14 protein-coding genes and 2 pseudogenes are annotated in these 15,771 nt (G+C 60.4%); 11 read left to right on the top strand and 5 right to left on the bottom strand.

Annotated elements, in window-relative coordinates:
- Positions 1-7: 7 nt before the first annotated feature.
- Genes trbG through trbI form a run of 3 tightly spaced genes read left to right on the top strand, consistent with a single transcriptional unit; the run spans position 8 to position 2,662 of the window.
- The gene (gene trbG / locus EGT36_RS29900; RefSeq protein WP_125271753.1) at positions 8-862 is read left to right on the top strand and encodes a P-type conjugative transfer protein TrbG; all 855 of its coding nucleotides are present in this window, start codon (positions 8-10) and stop codon (positions 860-862) included.
- Positions 862-1,338, top strand: coding sequence for a conjugal transfer protein TrbH (gene trbH / locus EGT36_RS29895; RefSeq protein ID WP_125271752.1), 477 nt, complete (start codon positions 862-864; stop codon positions 1,336-1,338). The genes trbG and trbH overlap by 1 nt, the downstream gene beginning before the upstream one ends.
- A gap of 10 nt (positions 1,339-1,348) precedes the next feature.
- Positions 1,349-2,662, top strand: a complete 1,314-nt coding sequence (trbI, locus tag EGT36_RS29890; RefSeq protein ID WP_125271751.1) for an IncP-type conjugal transfer protein TrbI — start codon at positions 1,349-1,351, stop codon at positions 2,660-2,662.
- 137 nt (positions 2,663-2,799) lie between these two features.
- Here the strand turns inward: trbI and EGT36_RS29885 are convergent, their stop codons facing one another.
- Positions 2,800-3,948 carry an ROK family transcriptional regulator gene (locus EGT36_RS29885; RefSeq protein ID WP_125271750.1) on the bottom strand — a complete coding sequence of 383 codons (1,149 nt, stop codon included), beginning with the start codon at positions 3,946-3,948 and terminating at the stop codon, positions 2,800-2,802.
- Positions 3,949-3,990: 42 nt separating this feature from the next.
- Positions 3,991-4,743 carry an IS6 family transposase gene (locus EGT36_RS29880; RefSeq protein ID WP_125271749.1) on the bottom strand — a complete coding sequence of 251 codons (753 nt, stop codon included), beginning with the start codon at positions 4,741-4,743 and terminating at the stop codon, positions 3,991-3,993.
- Between the two features lie 67 nt (positions 4,744-4,810).
- Between EGT36_RS29880 and argF the strand changes: the two genes are divergently transcribed.
- The 5 genes from argF to EGT36_RS29855 all read left to right on the top strand — a co-directional run bounded on the left by argF (position 4,811) and on the right by EGT36_RS29855 (position 8,068).
- Positions 4,811-5,800 carry an ornithine carbamoyltransferase gene (gene argF, locus EGT36_RS29875; RefSeq protein ID WP_125271748.1) on the top strand — a complete coding sequence of 330 codons (990 nt, stop codon included), beginning with the start codon at positions 4,811-4,813 and terminating at the stop codon, positions 5,798-5,800.
- A 1-nt stretch (position 5,801) separates the two neighbouring features.
- The gene (arcC, locus tag EGT36_RS29870) at positions 5,802-6,707 is read left to right on the top strand and encodes a carbamate kinase (RefSeq protein WP_125271747.1); all 906 of its coding nucleotides are present in this window, start codon (positions 5,802-5,804) and stop codon (positions 6,705-6,707) included.
- 122 nt (positions 6,708-6,829) lie between these two features.
- Complete coding sequence (locus tag EGT36_RS29865) at positions 6,830-7,189, top strand: hypothetical protein (protein ID WP_125271746.1); 360 nt, start codon at positions 6,830-6,832, stop codon at positions 7,187-7,189.
- A 12-nt stretch (positions 7,190-7,201) separates the two neighbouring features.
- The gene (locus EGT36_RS29860; RefSeq protein WP_125271745.1) at positions 7,202-7,684 is read left to right on the top strand and encodes a universal stress protein; all 483 of its coding nucleotides are present in this window, start codon (positions 7,202-7,204) and stop codon (positions 7,682-7,684) included.
- 3 nt (positions 7,685-7,687) lie between these two features.
- Positions 7,688-8,068, top strand: coding sequence for a universal stress protein (locus EGT36_RS29855; protein ID WP_125271744.1), 381 nt, complete (start codon positions 7,688-7,690; stop codon positions 8,066-8,068).
- Between the two features lie 18 nt (positions 8,069-8,086).
- Here the strand turns inward: EGT36_RS29855 and EGT36_RS29850 are convergent, their stop codons facing one another.
- Entirely contained in the window at positions 8,087-10,822 is a 2,736-nt protein-coding gene (locus EGT36_RS29850; protein WP_286084393.1) for a cation-translocating P-type ATPase, read from the bottom strand.
- Between EGT36_RS29850 and EGT36_RS31255 the strand changes: the two genes are divergently transcribed.
- Positions 10,778-10,960, top strand: coding sequence for a hypothetical protein (locus tag EGT36_RS31255; RefSeq protein ID WP_286084394.1), 183 nt, complete (start codon positions 10,778-10,780; stop codon positions 10,958-10,960). The genes EGT36_RS29850 and EGT36_RS31255 overlap by 45 nt on opposite strands.
- Before the next feature lie 137 nt (positions 10,961-11,097).
- Here EGT36_RS31255 and EGT36_RS29845 read toward each other — a convergent pair whose 3' ends face one another.
- Positions 11,098-13,449: a phosphoketolase family protein gene (locus tag EGT36_RS29845; protein ID WP_125271742.1), complete on the bottom strand. Its 2,352-nt coding sequence runs from the start codon at positions 13,447-13,449 to the stop codon at positions 11,098-11,100.
- Positions 13,450-13,858: 409 nt separating this feature from the next.
- Between EGT36_RS29845 and EGT36_RS29840 the strand changes: the two are divergent.
- A pseudogene (locus EGT36_RS29840) lies at positions 13,859-14,248 on the top strand (IS6 family transposase); the annotation flags it as partial.
- Between the two features lie 16 nt (positions 14,249-14,264).
- Here EGT36_RS29840 and EGT36_RS29835 read toward each other — a convergent pair.
- Entirely contained in the window at positions 14,265-15,203 is a 939-nt protein-coding gene (locus EGT36_RS29835) for an IS110 family RNA-guided transposase (RefSeq protein WP_037093109.1), read from the bottom strand.
- A gap of 150 nt (positions 15,204-15,353) precedes the next feature.
- On the opposite strand from EGT36_RS29835, the pseudogene EGT36_RS29830 reads away from it, so the two are divergent.
- Positions 15,354-15,716, top strand: a pseudogene (locus EGT36_RS29830) (DDE-type integrase/transposase/recombinase); the annotation flags it as partial.
- Positions 15,717-15,771 lie beyond the last annotated feature (55 nt).

Here is a 15,771-nt window from a genome sequence, read left to right as displayed (position 1 = left end):
CCCGAGCATGAATATCAGACACAGAAGACAACGGGCTACGCTGGCCATCGGCCTCCTGGTTTTGGCGATCGTCCCCTCGACCGTCCTCGCCCCCCTGACTGCGCTTGCCGCTGATGGTGTCACCGCCAACGAGGCGAAAGGCATTGGGCTGTCGACCCAATGGCGCGGGTCGAAAGGCCTGGTCACCAAAGGCGCGGATGGCAAGGTGATCTTTCTTTACGGCGAGATCCAGCCATCGGTCGTCTGCTCACCGTTGCAGGTCTGCGACATCGAACTTCAGGGCGGCGAGGTGGTGCGCGATGTGCTGGTCGGCGATACGGTGCGCTGGAAGGTCGAGCCTGCAACATCGGGTGCTGCCGGTGGCCAGGCCATCCATCTGATCGTCAAACCCTCAGAGCCCGGTCTCGTCACCTCGATGGTGGTAACCACATCCCGGCGGACCTATCACATCCAGCTCAAGTCACATCCCACGCAATATATGGCCCGGGTCGGCTTCGAATACCCGGAGGATGTCTCCTCGAAACTTGCCGACATCAACGCGCGGCTTGAAGCCAGTACGATCCCCAGCGCCGGGGTGCCAGCGGAGCGCTTAAGCTTTTCCTATTCCATATCGGGCAGTGCCGGCTGGCGGCCGACTCGGGTCTATTCCGATGGCCTGAAAACCTACATCCAGTTCCTGCGGTCGATTTCGGGTCAGGATGCGCCGGTTCTCTTCGTGGTATCCGGTGGCCAGAACCGTATCGTCAACTACCGCATGAAGAGCAATATGATGGTGGTCGATTATAACATCGATCGCGCTGTGCTCGTCTCGGGCGTCGGCTGGAAACAACAGAAGGTGACGATCAGCAGGGGAGGGCGGTGATGGGTATTCTTTTTTCCGTGCGGCGTGCCCTGAACCAGATCCCCGGCCTTGCCGCCACGTGCACCCTCACCATCCTCCTTTCCGGATGCCAATCGATCGACACAGAAGGGCTTGTCGCCAGCAACGCGCCGCCGGAAATTTCCGGGCCAGCTGCCAGCGCCATCGCCGGCGACATGGTCAGCCGCCTGGCCGAACAGATCGGGCCGGGCAAGGCAACCGTTGCCCTGAAGGCGGATACCTCACCCTTCGGACAGGCACTTGAGGCTGCGCTGAAGGGATGGGGCTATGCCGTCGTCACCGACCAGAAGACAGATGTCGGCACGACCGTCGTCTCGCTTGCCTATGTGATCACGCCGTTCGACGGGCAGGTACTTGCTCGGCTTTCGACCAACAGCGTCGAGCTCGGGCGCGCCTACACAGTGACGTCGACCGGAGCGACGCCGGCGAGCGCGCTTTCACTGATGCGGCGCGGATAAGAGGAATATCATGGTGCAATCCCTCAAACTCGGTGGCGCGCAGAACAGTCAGGCGGCATCAGGCATTCGCCGTATCAATCGTCTTCCGATCGTCGTGGTCATCGTGCTGGCAGTCGCCTTCCTCGGCATCATCTTTTATGGGCTCGCCTCGCGCGGGTTATATTTCGGGAAGGATAAAGGCCCGGACACCAGTTCCGGCGATCCCGCCTCAACCTTTGCCGATCAGATCAAGCGCGGTGTCACCGACGGTATTATCGGCGAACCGCAGCAGCAGACGACGTTTCAGCCTACACCTGTCGAGACGAAGCAGGTGGAAGAGAAGGTAAGCAATCCGTTCAGCCCGACGCCGGAGCAACGCCAGGAACACAGGCGTGCACAGGAACTGGAACCGGAGGCGGTCTGGCGCGCGCGCCTTGAGCGCGAGCAACAGGAACAATACCTGCGTGAGAGACAGCGTCAGCGGATGGCGCGCATGCAGGCGAACGATGCTGCCTATGAGGCGCCACTCGCGATCGATCGCGGCAAACTGGAGGCAAAGGCAGCGACCAACGATACTTCGGCCTCTAATACATCGACTGCGATCTCGACGACGGCAGGCGCTTCCGATCTCTATGCCGCCGCATTGCGTGCCGGCCTCGGCGGCCAGAACATCGATCCCAATGGACAGAAGAGCAAGGAAGACTTCTTCAACACCGATCTCAAGGATCTCGGCTATCTGCCGAACCGCGTTGTGCCGCAACAGTCGCTCTACGAACTGAAGCGTGGCTCGGTCATTCCGGCGACCTTGATCACTGGCATTAATTCCGATCTGCCCGGCCGCATCACCGCCCAGGTCAGCCAGAACGTCTATGACAGCGCGACCGGACATCGCCTGCTGATCCCGCAAGGGACGAAACTCTTCGGCCGCTACGACAGCAAGGTTTCGTTCGGTCAGAGCCGCGTGCTCGTCGTTTGGTCCGATATTATCTTCCCGAACGGCTCGACGCTGCAGATCGGCGGCATGGCAGGGACCGATGCTGCGGGCTATGGCGGCTTCAAGGATAAGGTGAACAACCACTATCTGAAAACCTTCGGCTCGGCGGTGATGATTGCGCTGATCGGGACCGGGATCGACATGTCAGTGCCGCAAAGTTCGACCCTCGCAATGCAGGACACAGCGTCAGATGCTGCGAGGCGGAATTTCGCGGAGACTTTCGGGCGGGTTGCTGATCGTACCATCCAACGGAACATGGATGTTCAGCCGACGCTGGAAATTCGCCCAGGCTACAAGTTCAATGTCATCGTCGATCAAGACATTGTTTTCCCGGGAGCCTTCAAGGGCTGATCGTCGCTTTGAACTGTCGACACACGATGGCGAGACCTGGCGCGCCGTCAGTCCCAATCAGGATGACTTGCTCGACGTGAAGTGGGACTGCGTGATGTTTAGCAGCAATTCTGCCGCCGGCACCCAGACTGCTTCTGTCAGAAAAATGTCAGCTTGAATGGGGTCGCGGCGGCGCCCATCGCTGCGGCATCCGGAGCGATCTCCGACACGATTAACTTCGGGCTTGCACGCCATACGCCGTAGCGCGGCTTGCCAAACAGGTGTGTCCGCTCGATCATCATTTCTGCCAGCGCTGGCGGGATCTGACCACCGAACACGATGGCCTGCGGGTCGTACACAGCCCAGATCGCGTTCACCAAGCGATTGTAAGCGGGGGTCACCTCATCCAGCCACTCCTGCACGCCGGGCCATTTCGGGTTGAAGTGTTTCCGGAAATAGGTGATCGACGGAACATCTACACCGCGAGCTCTAAGCTTCTCCATGATGAGCTGAAGGGCAGGGCGCCGGTGAACTTCCTCGTCGTCGTACATCTGCGAAAATTCGCCGGCATTGCCGTTGCCACCATGAAGCAGTTCGCCGTTCCAGATCAGACCGCCGCCAAAACCGTAGTTGAAGCTCAGATAGGCGAAGTCCTTGACATACCGTCCGACGCCGAACATGGACTCCGCGACTGTACCGGTCTTTCCGCCGTTCAGCGCCCAAACCGGCCGTTCAAAGTAGCTCGTCAACAGCGGTCCAAGCTCGATCAGCGACCATTCATGAAGGGGCAGGGATGCGTTGAAGCTTGTCCCGCTGACGTGGAACCCAGCGATCCCGAGACCGACGCCAAAGAATTGTTCGTCTGAAAGCGAGAGCGCGACCTGCTGTTCGCGGACCCAGTCGCGGACGCGCTCAAGCGCCTGGGCAACCGTACGTTCACGCAACTGCACGTTCGTTTCGGCCAAAACCTTTCCGCCGAAATCCATCAGGCAGACATCGATGACGTCTGTGTTGACGGACATGCCGCAAGACCATGCGTATCGACTTTCGAGCGTCAACATCGGGCTCGGCTGTCCCTTCCCGAGACCCGCCTTGGGAGAACCCAGATTGATAACGCCGCGCTCTGCCAGTTGGTCTAGCAGTCGATGGATCGTCTGTTGTGCCAGATCTGTCAGGCCGGTCAGTTCCGTTCGAGAAACCCCCGCATTGCGCCAGATGACCCGGAGGAGTGTTCGTTCATTGGGCGTCGCAACGGCATCGTCGGTCGGGCGAAAGAACCGCGGAGAGATCAAAGGGGCTTGTCGCAAACCTTGCAGTAGGCTGAGACTACCCCGCGAACGGTGGCATTTTCACGCTTTGTTAACCTTTTGAAGTCCGAAGAGGCGCCCGAGCAGGTCATTCTGGTCGTTGATTGTCCAGTCGCCGGAAAAGCCGAAGCCTTTGCGCAGCCACAACATCGCTTCGAACCCAGCGATCGTCCGGCGCGCCGTTTTGAATGACTGGAAGCAGCCGATCTTGGGCATGTTCTTCTTGACCCGGAAGTGGTCGCTCTCGATGCCTTGCTGGAGGTGCTTCGTGACATAATGTACCGGGCTCAGATGCAGGAGCCCGTCATCGATGGCTGTTTTGATCGTTGAAGGAAACGTGTTAGCGCCATCTGTACCGATCTTGCCCGGCGATAGTAGCGGCTCATCCTTGAGCATCTTACGGAAGAAGCGCTTGGCGGCGTCGAGATCGCGCTTCGCGGTGAGCAAGAAGTCGACCGGGTTTCCGTGCTTGTCGATGGCGCGGTACAGGTATCGCCACTTGCCCCGGATCTTGACGTAGGTCTCGTCAATCCTGACTGAGCCACAATGCGGTCGGCGAAACTGGCGTAGGCGCTTCTCGATTACAGGTGCATAGGCGAGGACCCAGCGGTTGATTGTACTATGGTCGACCTCGAAGCCGCGCTCGCGGAACATCTCCTCGAGATCTCTGTAGCTGAGCGGATACCGTAGATACCATGTCACTGCCTGCACGATCAGCCATGCCTCGAAATGCCGCCCTTTGAAATCGTCCTTCGACTGGCGCTTCAGCTTTTCGGCAATGGCATTCAGAATCATGGCTACGCTCCGCTACATCGGGAGCTGAATTTCCACCGTTGTGGTCAACAGCTAGTTAACCAAAAGAATTTGCGACACGCCCGTCCTGAAACTGCTCGACTTGACGCCCGATGAAATCCGGTTCCTGCTCAAGCTGTCAGCCTCGCTCAAGCAGGCGAAATATGGCGGTTACGAGGAGCAGCGCCTAAAAGGCAAGAACATCGCGTTGATCTTCGAGAAGGATTCGACGCGTACCCGAACAGGCTTCGAGGTGGCCGCTTATGACCAGGGCGCCCATGTCACCTATCTTGGCCCGACCGGCACTCAGATCGGCAAGAAGGAATCGATGAAGGACACTGCACGGGTCCTCGGCCGCATGTATGACGGCATCGAGTATCGCGGCTTCGGGCAGGAACAGGCCGAAACGCTGGCGGCCTATGCCGGCGTACCGGTTTATAATGGACTGACCGACGAGTTTCACCCAACGCAGATTCTCGCTGATTTCCTGACCATGCGGGAATATACACGCAAACACCTGTCGCAGATCAGTTTTGCCTTCCTTGGTGATGCAGGAAACAACATGGGCAACTCGCTGCTGGCGGGTGCGGCGCAGATCGGCATGGATGTGCGCCTTGGCGCGCCAAAGGCCTGCTGGCCCGAGGACGATCTGGTGCTGTCGTGCCGGGAGATCGCAGCCAGGACTGGTGCGAAGATCACCCTCACCGAAGACCCTGCCGAAGCCGTCAACGGCTGCGATTTCGTCTATACCGATGTCTGGGTGTCCATGGGCGAACCGGATTCGGTCTGGAAAGAGCGCATCGAACTGCTCACGCCCTATCGCGTCACCGCCGAGATCATGGCGACGACTGGCAATCCGCATGCGAAGTTCATGCACTGCCTGCCCGCCTTCCACAATCGCGAGACCGAGATCGGCGAGAAGATCTTCCGGCAATATGGCATCGACAGCATGGAAGTGACCGAAGAGGTCTTTGAATCGGAAGCCTCCATCGTCTTCGACCAGGCCGAAAACCGGATGCACACGATCAAGGCCTTGCTTGTCGCCACGCTGGGGTCCTGACATGAGGATAGTGGTAGCACTGGGAGGCAACGCGCTGCTCAAGCGCGGCGAGCCGTTGACCGCCGACGTCCAACGCGCAAATGTTCACAAGGCGGCGATCGCGATCGCGGATCTGGCGCGAGATCACGATATTATCGTCGCGCACGGAAACGGGCCACAGGTCGGACTTCTGGCGCTCCAGGCGGCGGCATTTGCGGATGTCGATCCTTATCCTCTCGATATTCTCGGGGCGGAAAGCGTCGGCATGATAGGCTATCTCGTCGAGCAGGAGTTGACCAATGCCATGCCTGCGGGATCGAGGATCGCGACACTGCTGACCCAGATCGAGGTGAACCGGGACGATCCAGCCTTCGCAGGGCCGGAAAAACCGATAGGGCCGGTCTATAATCAGGAAGAGGCGGCCAAGGCGAAGAAGGCGCATGGCTGGCCGATGGTGGAGGAAGCGCAAGGACGATGGCGGCGGGTCGTGCCCTCCCCGCTACCCGCGCGCATCACCCAGATCGAGACGATCCGGCTGCTCGTGGACGCCGGCGTCACGGTCATCTGCGCCGGCGGCGGCGGCATCCCCGTGGCGCGTGACGAGAATGGCATGCTTCATGGCCTTGAGGCCGTCATAGACAAGGACAGAGCGGCCGGGTTGCTCGCCAATGCGCTCGGCGCTGACGCTTTCCTGATGCTCACCGACGTTGATGCCGTCTACCAGGGCTGGGGCACAGCGGTGTCGCGACCGATCAGGAAAGCTGCGCCCGCCGAATTGGACAGCGGTGTTTTTGCTGCCGGATCCATGCGGCCAAAAGTGGAGGCGGCGTGCGCCTTTGCAAACACGGGCGGGCTCGCGGGTATTGGCCGGCTTGAAGATGCGCGTGGGATTCTCGAGGGGCGCCAGGGCACATTGGTCAAGCTGTAGACGAGGGGTTTTTCAGACAAGCGCCCAACCAATTTTCAGGGGAGGTTTTGGCAGGTTCTCCGTCGCTCATAAAAAGGTGTTTGAACTCAGGTGCTGACGCATAGGTCGCGAGGAGAAGTAAGGTGTCGAACACTGGACAAACGGTAATCGGATTGGACCAGGCGGTTGCGCTGGTGGTGCCGCGGGAAATGCGGGACGCTTTGTTCATTGCCGCCGCTCATGCCTGGAACACCGGCGAAGTCACGTTCGATCATGAGCTCGCCAAGGCTGTCGATGCCGTGGCGGACGTTCTTGCCCTCTCGCGCGACGAAGTTGTCGAACTGATGATAGAGGAATGGCTGCACGCCTCGGAGGGTTTCGTTTTGATCGAGGACAGGCCGAGCAAGACTTTCCGGCCTTTGCGCATTCGTGCTGGTGCGCAGGCTCCCATTCCTGCACACCAGCCGATTGATGGTGAAGGGCGAGCTGTTCGCGGACTGTAGCTGAGGAAGATTATGAAGCACCGCCATCCGAAGCATATCATTTTCGCAACGGATTTCTCGGCCCAATGTGATCGGGCACAGGTTCGCGCCATTCAGTTGGCTCTTCAGTGGCAGGCCCGGCTGACTGTGATCCATGTCATCGAAAGCGACGATGGGGCTCTCGAACAGCCGGAAACGCAGTCCCTTCCCCGCGCCGTTGCGCACAGCTCCACCCTCCTGCGTGAGGAGCTTTCGGCTATTGAGGGGCTCAACAGTGCGGTCGTCGTGAGACGAGGTCGTCCCATTGTCGAGATTAACGAAATAGCTTTATGGGACAAGGCTGATCTGATTGTCACGGGTATATCGCGAAACGAAGTTGACGGTCGGTCGTTGCTGGGGAGCACGACGACGTCACTTCTAAGGGAGAGCGGACTGCCTGTGCTTGTGGTGAAAAAGAAGCCAGACGACAGACGCGACCGTATTGTCGCCGCAATCGACCTGTCGCCTGCAGCGTAGGGAGTGTTCGACACGGCTGTCAGGTTCTTTCAACCCGAAAGCCTCGTTGTTTTCCATGCGTTTGAGCCCCCATTCAAAAACTGGGTTGGCGACAAGGAAGCCTACAGTAGGCAATTATCGAAAGATGCCGTCAAGCAGATCAGAAACTTATCAGAGCAATTCAAGCACGACCATGGAGTTCACAACATTCAAATCGTCACGTTCGAGGGCGATCCTGCGCGCCAGCTGGCCGTCTACGTCGATGAGAACGACATTGATCTGGTCGTGGCCGGGACAGATGGGAGGCATGCCATCATGAACTTGTTTGTGGAGAGTGTCGCAGGGCAAATTCTTCATGAAGTGCAGTGCGATATCCTGATAGTGCCAAGTCATGCGCAAAACTGAAACCAGAAGCCATATCAATCAGGCGGTAACGGCATTCGGGCCAGACGGATGGTACCGGCGGCTGATCCACTTGCGGATTTCGCTGAACCAAAGAACGCTGCTGCTCATCGCCACACAGAACAACCATTGATCCAGCGACAGTGGCAGCGTTCCGAAGGCGGTGTTGAGGAAGCTCAGATTGACGACGGCGATCTGTAGGACCACAGACAGGCCGACGGCCGCCCAAAGCCATTTGTTGGAAAACAGATGGCTGAACGCGCTCTTGAATTCCGATCGGGCGTTGAAGCAGTTGAACAGCTGAGCGAACACCAGCACCGTGAACCCCGCTGTGCGCGCCCGCTCCAGGTTCTGCGAGCCTTCTATCAGTCCGCCGGGCAGATAGAGGTCGATCGTCAGCAGCGTCGCCAGCGCCATCACCAGGCCGGTTCCGGCAACGCTTCGCCACATCCGGGCATCGATCGCATGCTCGTCGGGTCTGCGGGGCGGACGCGCCATGACACCGTCGTCCTGCGGGTCGATCCCCATTGCAAGAGCAGGACCGGAATCGGTTATCAGATTGATCCAGAGGATCTGGGTCGCCAGCAAAGGCAGCACCAGTCCCCCGCCCCCGACGTCGGTCAATCCAATCACGCCGGCTCCGACGACGCCGAGAAAGACGGTCAGCACCTCTCCGATGTTGGACGATAGCAAGTAGCGCAGGAATTTCCGGATATTGTCGAAGATCCCGCGTCCTTCACGCACAGCCTCGACGATGGTTGCGAAATTGTCGTCGGCCAGGATCATCCTCGCCGCCTCCTTCGTCACCTCGGTTCCGGTGATCCCCATGGCGACGCCGATATCGGCGGCCTTCAGCGCGGGCGCGTCGTTGACGCCGTCCCCCGTCATCGCCACCACATTGCCGTCGGCCTGAAGGGTATCGACGATACGCAGCTTGTGCACGGGCGCCACGCGGGCATAGACGGAAGTCGTGCGGACTGCAGCAGCGAAGGCGGCCTCGTCCATGGCGTCGAGCTCGGCACCGGTCAGTGCCCGCGCGCCATGATCGACGATTCCCAGCAGCCCGGCTATGCGCGATGCGGTGCGCGGATGGTCGCCGGTGATCATGATGACGCGGATCCCGGCGCGCCGGGCCTGCGATATGGCGACCGCCGCCTCCTTCCGGGGCGGATCGATGATCCCGACGGTCCCCACGAAGATCAGATCATGCTCCAGACCCTCGCCGTGCTCGATGCCTTCGGTGTCGGCCATCGGACGATAAGCGACTGCGAGAGTTCGCAGGGCCTCGTCGGACAACCGGTCGACGTCAGCGGTGGCGCGCGCACGCTGCACGGCGTCGAAGGGGACCACGTCCATGCCGACCCGCACATGCGTGCAACGGGTCATCAGAACATCCGGCGCGCCTTTCGCAATCAGGACACGCGCGCCGCCATGTTCATGGTCGCGCTCGACCGTCGACATCATCTTGCGGTCCGAGCTGAAGGGGATCTCGGCGATGCGTTCGAAGCGGCGCTTGCGGCGCTCGTCGATGCCGAGCTTGCGCTCGGCGACAAGGAACGCGGCTTCGGTCGGGTCGCCCTGAATTTCCCACACTCCGTTCTCCGTCTGACGCAGCGCGGCATTGCCGGCCATGCTGCCACCGCTGAGAACGACGATCTGCTCAGCGCGTGCGGGACCCTGGGGTCCGCCTTCACCGCTCTCGACCTCCAGCTTGCCAATCGGCACATATCCTACGCCGGTGAAACGGCTGTTGCCGGATGCCGTCATGATGCGCTCGATGGTCATCTCGGACCGTGTCAGCGTTCCGGTCTTGTCCGAGCAGATGACTGAGGCCGAGCCGAGCGTCTCGACCGATGACAACGTCTTGACCACGGCGTTGCGTTTTGCCATGCGCTGGACGCCGATCGCCAGAACCAGAGACAGAATGGCGGGGAGGCCCTCCGGGACGGCCGCGACGGCCAGCGACACACCCATCAGTAACACCGAAATAACATCTGACGGACCATCGATGTCGGAGACGAGCAGCACAGTCGCAACGACAATGAGAGCGATCGCGATCACCGCAGCGCCGAGCGCGCGGCCAACTCTCGCGACTTCCTTCTGCAAGGGGCTGATATCTTCCTTACTGGCGTCGAGCATTTGAGCGATCGCGCCGATCTCGGTCCGCATCCCTGTCGCCGTGACGATGGCGCGTGCGGTTCCCTGTACGACCGCCGTGCCTTTGAACACCATGCAGAACCGCTCGGCCAGCGGCGCAGGCTTACGCAGCATGGCCGCATCCTTGAGGACAGCCTCGCTTTCACCGGTCAGCGAGGCTTCCTGAATTCTAAGGCTTGCGGCGCTGATTAACCGACCATCGGCGCCGACGGCGTCTCCTTCCTCGAGCAGCATGATGTCGCCTGGCACGAGATCCGCGCTGGGAATGCGGATTCGCTCGCCGTCGCGCAGAACGGAGGTGTTCGCGGCTGTCATCCGCGCCAGCGCGGCGACGGCATTAGCCGCCTTGGCGTCCTGCACAAAGCCGAGGATGGCATTGGCCAGAACCACCATGGCGATGACGACCGCATCGATCGGCCAGCCGTGGCGGCCTTCTATGACCCAGGCCGCCAACGCTATGATAATCGCTCCGAGCAGCAGATAGACCAGTGGATCCTGAAATTGCGCGAGCACGCGTCGCCAGACCGGGATCGCCTTGGCTGCCCGCAATCGGTTGTGGCCATATTCCGCAAGCCGCCGCGCGGCTTCCGCTCTCGTCAGACCGCGCTCGGCATGGCTGGCAAGAACGTCTACGACATGCGCAGCAGCATTTTGCGAATAGTCGGTCGGCGCCGGGATTACGGCTCCAACTGGATTTGCATCGCCCTTCATACGGCATTCCTTTCCAGCGATCTGTGAGCATCCCAGGAATGGCCGAGGATAAGCCCGGCGGCGATTGGGAGAGCAGCCAAAGGCGCGTGAAAAGTCAGGCGGAATACCGCTCCGCAAGTTTTTCGAAGTCCACTTGCCCGAACATTCCCTGCGTCCTGAGGGACTCAGGGATGAGGCCACGTCCAATCTCGAATCTCGGGCATGTCCTCGCCATGCTCGCGGACAAAGGCCTTGTGGAGGACGAGCTTTTCGTGCAGTGCCGCGGTGATCTCCGCGCCCTTGTCCTTCAGGACCGGCAGGCGCTCGACGGCCTCGATGGCGAGATGGAAACGGTCCAGTTCGTTGAGAACGGCCATGTCGAAGGGCGTCGTCGTCGTGCCCTCCTCGATGAAGCCGCGTACGTGGAAATTCGGATGGTTGGCGCGTTTGTAGACCAGCCGATGGATGAGGTAGGGATAGCCGTGATAGGCGAAGACGACGGGCCGGTCGCGCGTGAAGATGCGGTCGAACGCCTCGTCCGACAGTCCGTGCGGGTGATGCTGCGGCGATTGCAGGGCCATCAGGTCCACGACATTGACGACGCGGATTCGGAGATGTGGCAGAGCCTGCCGCAAGAGGTCGACAGCGGCGAGCGTTTCCATGGTCGGCACGTCGCCGGCGCAGGCCATCACGATATCCGGCTCCAGTCCGTCCTCGGTGCCGGCCCAGTCCCAGATGCCAAGGCCCGCCTCGCAGTGCTGCTCGGCCTCCGCCATGCTCAGCCATTGCGGCGCCGGCTGCTTGCCGGCGACGATGACGTTCACGCGGTCCCAGGTCTTCAGGCAGTGGTCGCCGACCCACAGCAGCGTGTTGGCGTCCGGGGGCAGGTAGACGCGCACGATGTCCGCGCTCTTGTTGGCGACGAGGTCGACGAAGCCGGGGTCCTGATGGGAAAAGCCGTTATGGTCCTGCCGCCAGACATGGGAGGTGAGCAAATAGTTCAACGAGGAGATCGGCTTGCGCCATTCCAGCTCCCGCGAGGTCTTCAGCCATTTGGCGTGCTGGTTGAACATGGAATCGACGATGTGGATGAAGGCTTCGTAGCAGGAGAAGAAGCCGTGCCGACCGGTGAGCAGATAGCCTTCGAGCCAGCCCTGGCAGAGATGCTCGGACAGCACCTCCATCACCCGCCCGTCGGGTGACAGATGATCGTCGCTTTCGAGCGTTTGCGCCATCCAGACCCGGTCCGTCGCCTCGAACACGCTACCCAAGCGGTTGGACGCCGTCTCGTCAGGCCCGAACACGCGGAAATTCCGTTCGGCCTCGTTCAGCCGCAGCACGTCGCGCAGATAGTCGCCGAGAACCTTCGTCGCCTGCGCCTCCGTCGCGCCGGGGCGCTCCACCGCGACGGCATAGCTGCGGAAATCGGGTGTGTGCAATTCCTTGCGCAGGAGGCCGCCATTGGCGTGCGGGTTGGCGCCCATGCGGCGCGTGCCTGTCGGCGCCAGCGCCTTCAGCTCGGGCTTCAGCGCACCGTCGGCATCAAAAAGGTCGCCGGGATCGTAGCTGCGCAGCCACTCTTCGAGGATCGCGCGGTGGCCGTCATCCTCGCGGCAGTTCGCGACCGGCACCTGGTGGGAGCGCCAGTGGTTCTCGACCATCTTGCCGTCCACCACCTTCGGACCGGTCCAGCCCTTCGGGCTCCGGAGCACGATCATGGGCCAGCGCGGCCGCTCAGTGGACGACGCGGCCTTCTCGCGGATCGCCGCCAGCCGGTCGAAGACCGTGTCGAGGGTCGCCGCCATCTGCCGGTGCATGTCGGCCGGCTCGCTGCCCTCGACGAAGAACGGCTCGTAGCCGTAGCCGACGAAGAGATGCCGCAGTTCCTCGTCGGACAGGCGGGCCAGCACGGTGGGGTTGGCGATCTTGTAGCCGTTGAGGTGCAGGATGGGCAGAACCATTCCGTCACGGGCCGGATTGACAAATTTGTTAGAATGCCATGCGGCCGCGAGCGGCCCGGTCTCCGCCTCGCCGTCGCCGACCACGCAAGCCACGACCAAGCCCGGATTGTCGAAGGCGGCGCCGAAAGCGTGCACCAGCGCGTAGCCCAGCTCGCCGCCCTCATGGATCGAGCCCGGCGTCTCGGGCGCGACATGGCTGGGGACGCCGCCCGGAAATGAGAACTGCTTGAACAGCCGTCTCATTCCGGGCTCATCATCACCTATCTCGGGATAGGTCTCTGAATAGACGCCTTCCAGCCAGGTGTTGGCGACCATGCCGGGGCCGCCATGGCCGGGTCCGCAGATATAGAGGATATCGGCATCGCGATCGGTAATGATCCTGTTCAAGTGCGCATAGATGAAGTTCAGGCCCGGCGTCGTGCCCCAATGGCCAAGCAGGCGCGGTTTGACGTGCTCCGGCTTCAGGGGTTCGCGGAGCAATGGATTGTCCATCAGATAGATCTGGCCAACGGATAAATAGTTTGCCGCACGCCAGTAGCGATCGACCAGCAACAAATTCCCGGCATCGAATGCCATAAGTTTCTCCTCGCCTTAATCATAGGTTAGGGGTCACGAAAGGACACGCCCCCAAGAAAAACCGAGGGGCAATTTGTGCAAACGCGACGACCAATGCGGCGGCGGCTGCCCCGATTCTGCAAGCTACATTTCCCAGTCATGACAGTCAACGATTGATGACAACCGGCAAGTTAACGAGGCGCGGGTGAAACGATGAAGGTAGTCTACTCGCGTTCGTTCGCGAACAGCCACTCCTCCACCAACGACGCTAGCGTGTCCGAATGCGAGAGACGCGAGTCTCCCGGAACCGCACCGATGGAGTCAGCGCGGTCGCCGTAAGAGATCCAACCAGATCTGAGCCCAGGCACGGGACCTTAATCTGGCATCGTCAACTTAACGGAATGTGGAACTCGATATGCGATGATGGGTCATGACAGAGCCTAATCCACTATATCGCTGCCATCGCTTTCCCGCTGAAATCATTGCCCATGCCGTGTGGCTCTATTTCCGCTTCCCTCTCAGCCTGCGAATGGTCGAGGACTTGCTGGATGCCCGCGGCGTCATTGTCTCGCACCAAACGGTCCGGCTGTGGGCGGAGAAATTCGGACGGGCCTTCGCCAACGAGATCCGCCGCCGTTCAGTTGGTCGGCTCGGCGACAAGTGGCATCTCGATGAGGCCGTCGTTTCGATCCGTGGAAAGAAGCACTGGCTCTGGCGCGCAGTGGATCAGGACGGTTTCGTCCTGGAGGTTCTGGTGCAAAGCCGCCGCAATGCCAAGGCGGCCAAGCGCCTGATGCGCAAGCTGTTGAAGGGCCAAGGACGAGTATCTGTCTTGGTCAAGGGCGGTCAGGCAGCCAATCCCGGCTTTCGCGCAGCAAGGTGTTTGCAAGAATGATGATGCGCCGCATGATGGCGGTAATGGCAACTTTCTTGGCTTTTCCGACCTTAAGTAGCTGCTGATACTTGTCGTGAAGGTCCCGGTTGAAGCGGATGGCGACAAGTGCGGGCATGTAGATTGCGCGCCGAATTGATGACCGCCCCCCGGTGATCCGCTCTTTGCCTTGCCACTTTCCAGATTGCTGCGTCATTGGCGCAAGTCCTGCTAAAGCAGTGATCTTCTTGCCGTCGAGGTACCCAAGCTCTGGCATGTCGATCAGCATGGTGGTCGCGGTCAGTCGACCGATCCCCGGGATGGTCATCAAACGGCGGATGCGCTCTTCAAGGGTACCCCGCTGCTTGGCGATCTGGGCGATGACCTCGTCAAGCGCTTGAATATCGGCACTGATATCTTCAATGCGGCGACCAAGTTGCTCTCGTACGAGCGGGTTCAGCGCAGTAGCAAGCCGCGTCTTTGCGGTTACCTGATCTTTGACCAAAGCGCGGCGGGCAGTCAGCAACTCTCTGAGATCATGAACATCTTCGCCCTCAACGACTTGAGGCGTCAGGTCAAGCACAACGCCCATGCGCGCCAACATTTTGGCGTCGACACTATCAGTCTTTGCCAGTCGCCCGATGGCCTGCGCAAAACGCCGCGCCTGCTTTGGATTGACTTTTATGAAGGGGAGCTCTGCCAGGCTGAGATGTCGCTCAAGTCCCCGGTGATAGGCACCGGTTGCTTCGAAGACGATGAGAACGTCTTCCTCTTTTGCCAGCCAGTCGCACAATTGCCCAAAACCTTCGGGCGTATTGGGTAAGCAGCACGCCTCCGTCCGGGAGTGCCAGAATGCGTCAAGACGGTCTTTCGACACGTCAATACCAATGGTATCCTTAGCCATCTTTTCTTTCTACCTATGCTTGTCGTTCGGGCCCGCAGCCCACGTATCTGTTCAGGTCGTTAGAAAAGACGGGGGCTCGTCAAACTCGACCGCGGTCCTGCAAGACCAAGCTCCGCACGACGCCACCCCCGCCGCTGCCCCGCAATTTGCGGTGCTGGGCAGCGGCTCCTTTTTGCATCAAGAGCCAAGAATTCCATAAGACAAGCTCCGCGGGTAATGGTCACCGACAAGCTTCGCTCCTACGATGCCGCAAAGCGGGAGATCATGCCGGGTGTCGAGCATCGCTCACACAAGGGCTTGAACAATCGCGCTGAGAATTCCCATCAGCCAATCCGACGGCGAGAGTGGATCATGAAACGCTTCAAGTCGAGGCGACATCTTCAGCGTTTCGTCTCCATCCACGATCCCATCGCCAACCTGTTCCAAATCCCCCGCCACGACATCTCCTCCGGCCATCATCGCGAATTGCGTTCAGCGGCGATGAAACTATGGGCGAAAATCGCCCGAGCGTGACCAAAAACTCGGCCGGCGTCATGGTGTGTCTTCGTTGCCGTTAAGTTTACGATGC

It is taken from the genome of Agrobacterium sp. FDAARGOS_525 (assembly GCF_003938925.1).
In the GTDB taxonomy this organism is placed as follows: domain Bacteria; phylum Pseudomonadota; class Alphaproteobacteria; order Rhizobiales; family Rhizobiaceae; genus Agrobacterium; species Agrobacterium pusense.
This window is presented reverse-complemented; position numbering and strand designations above follow the sequence as displayed.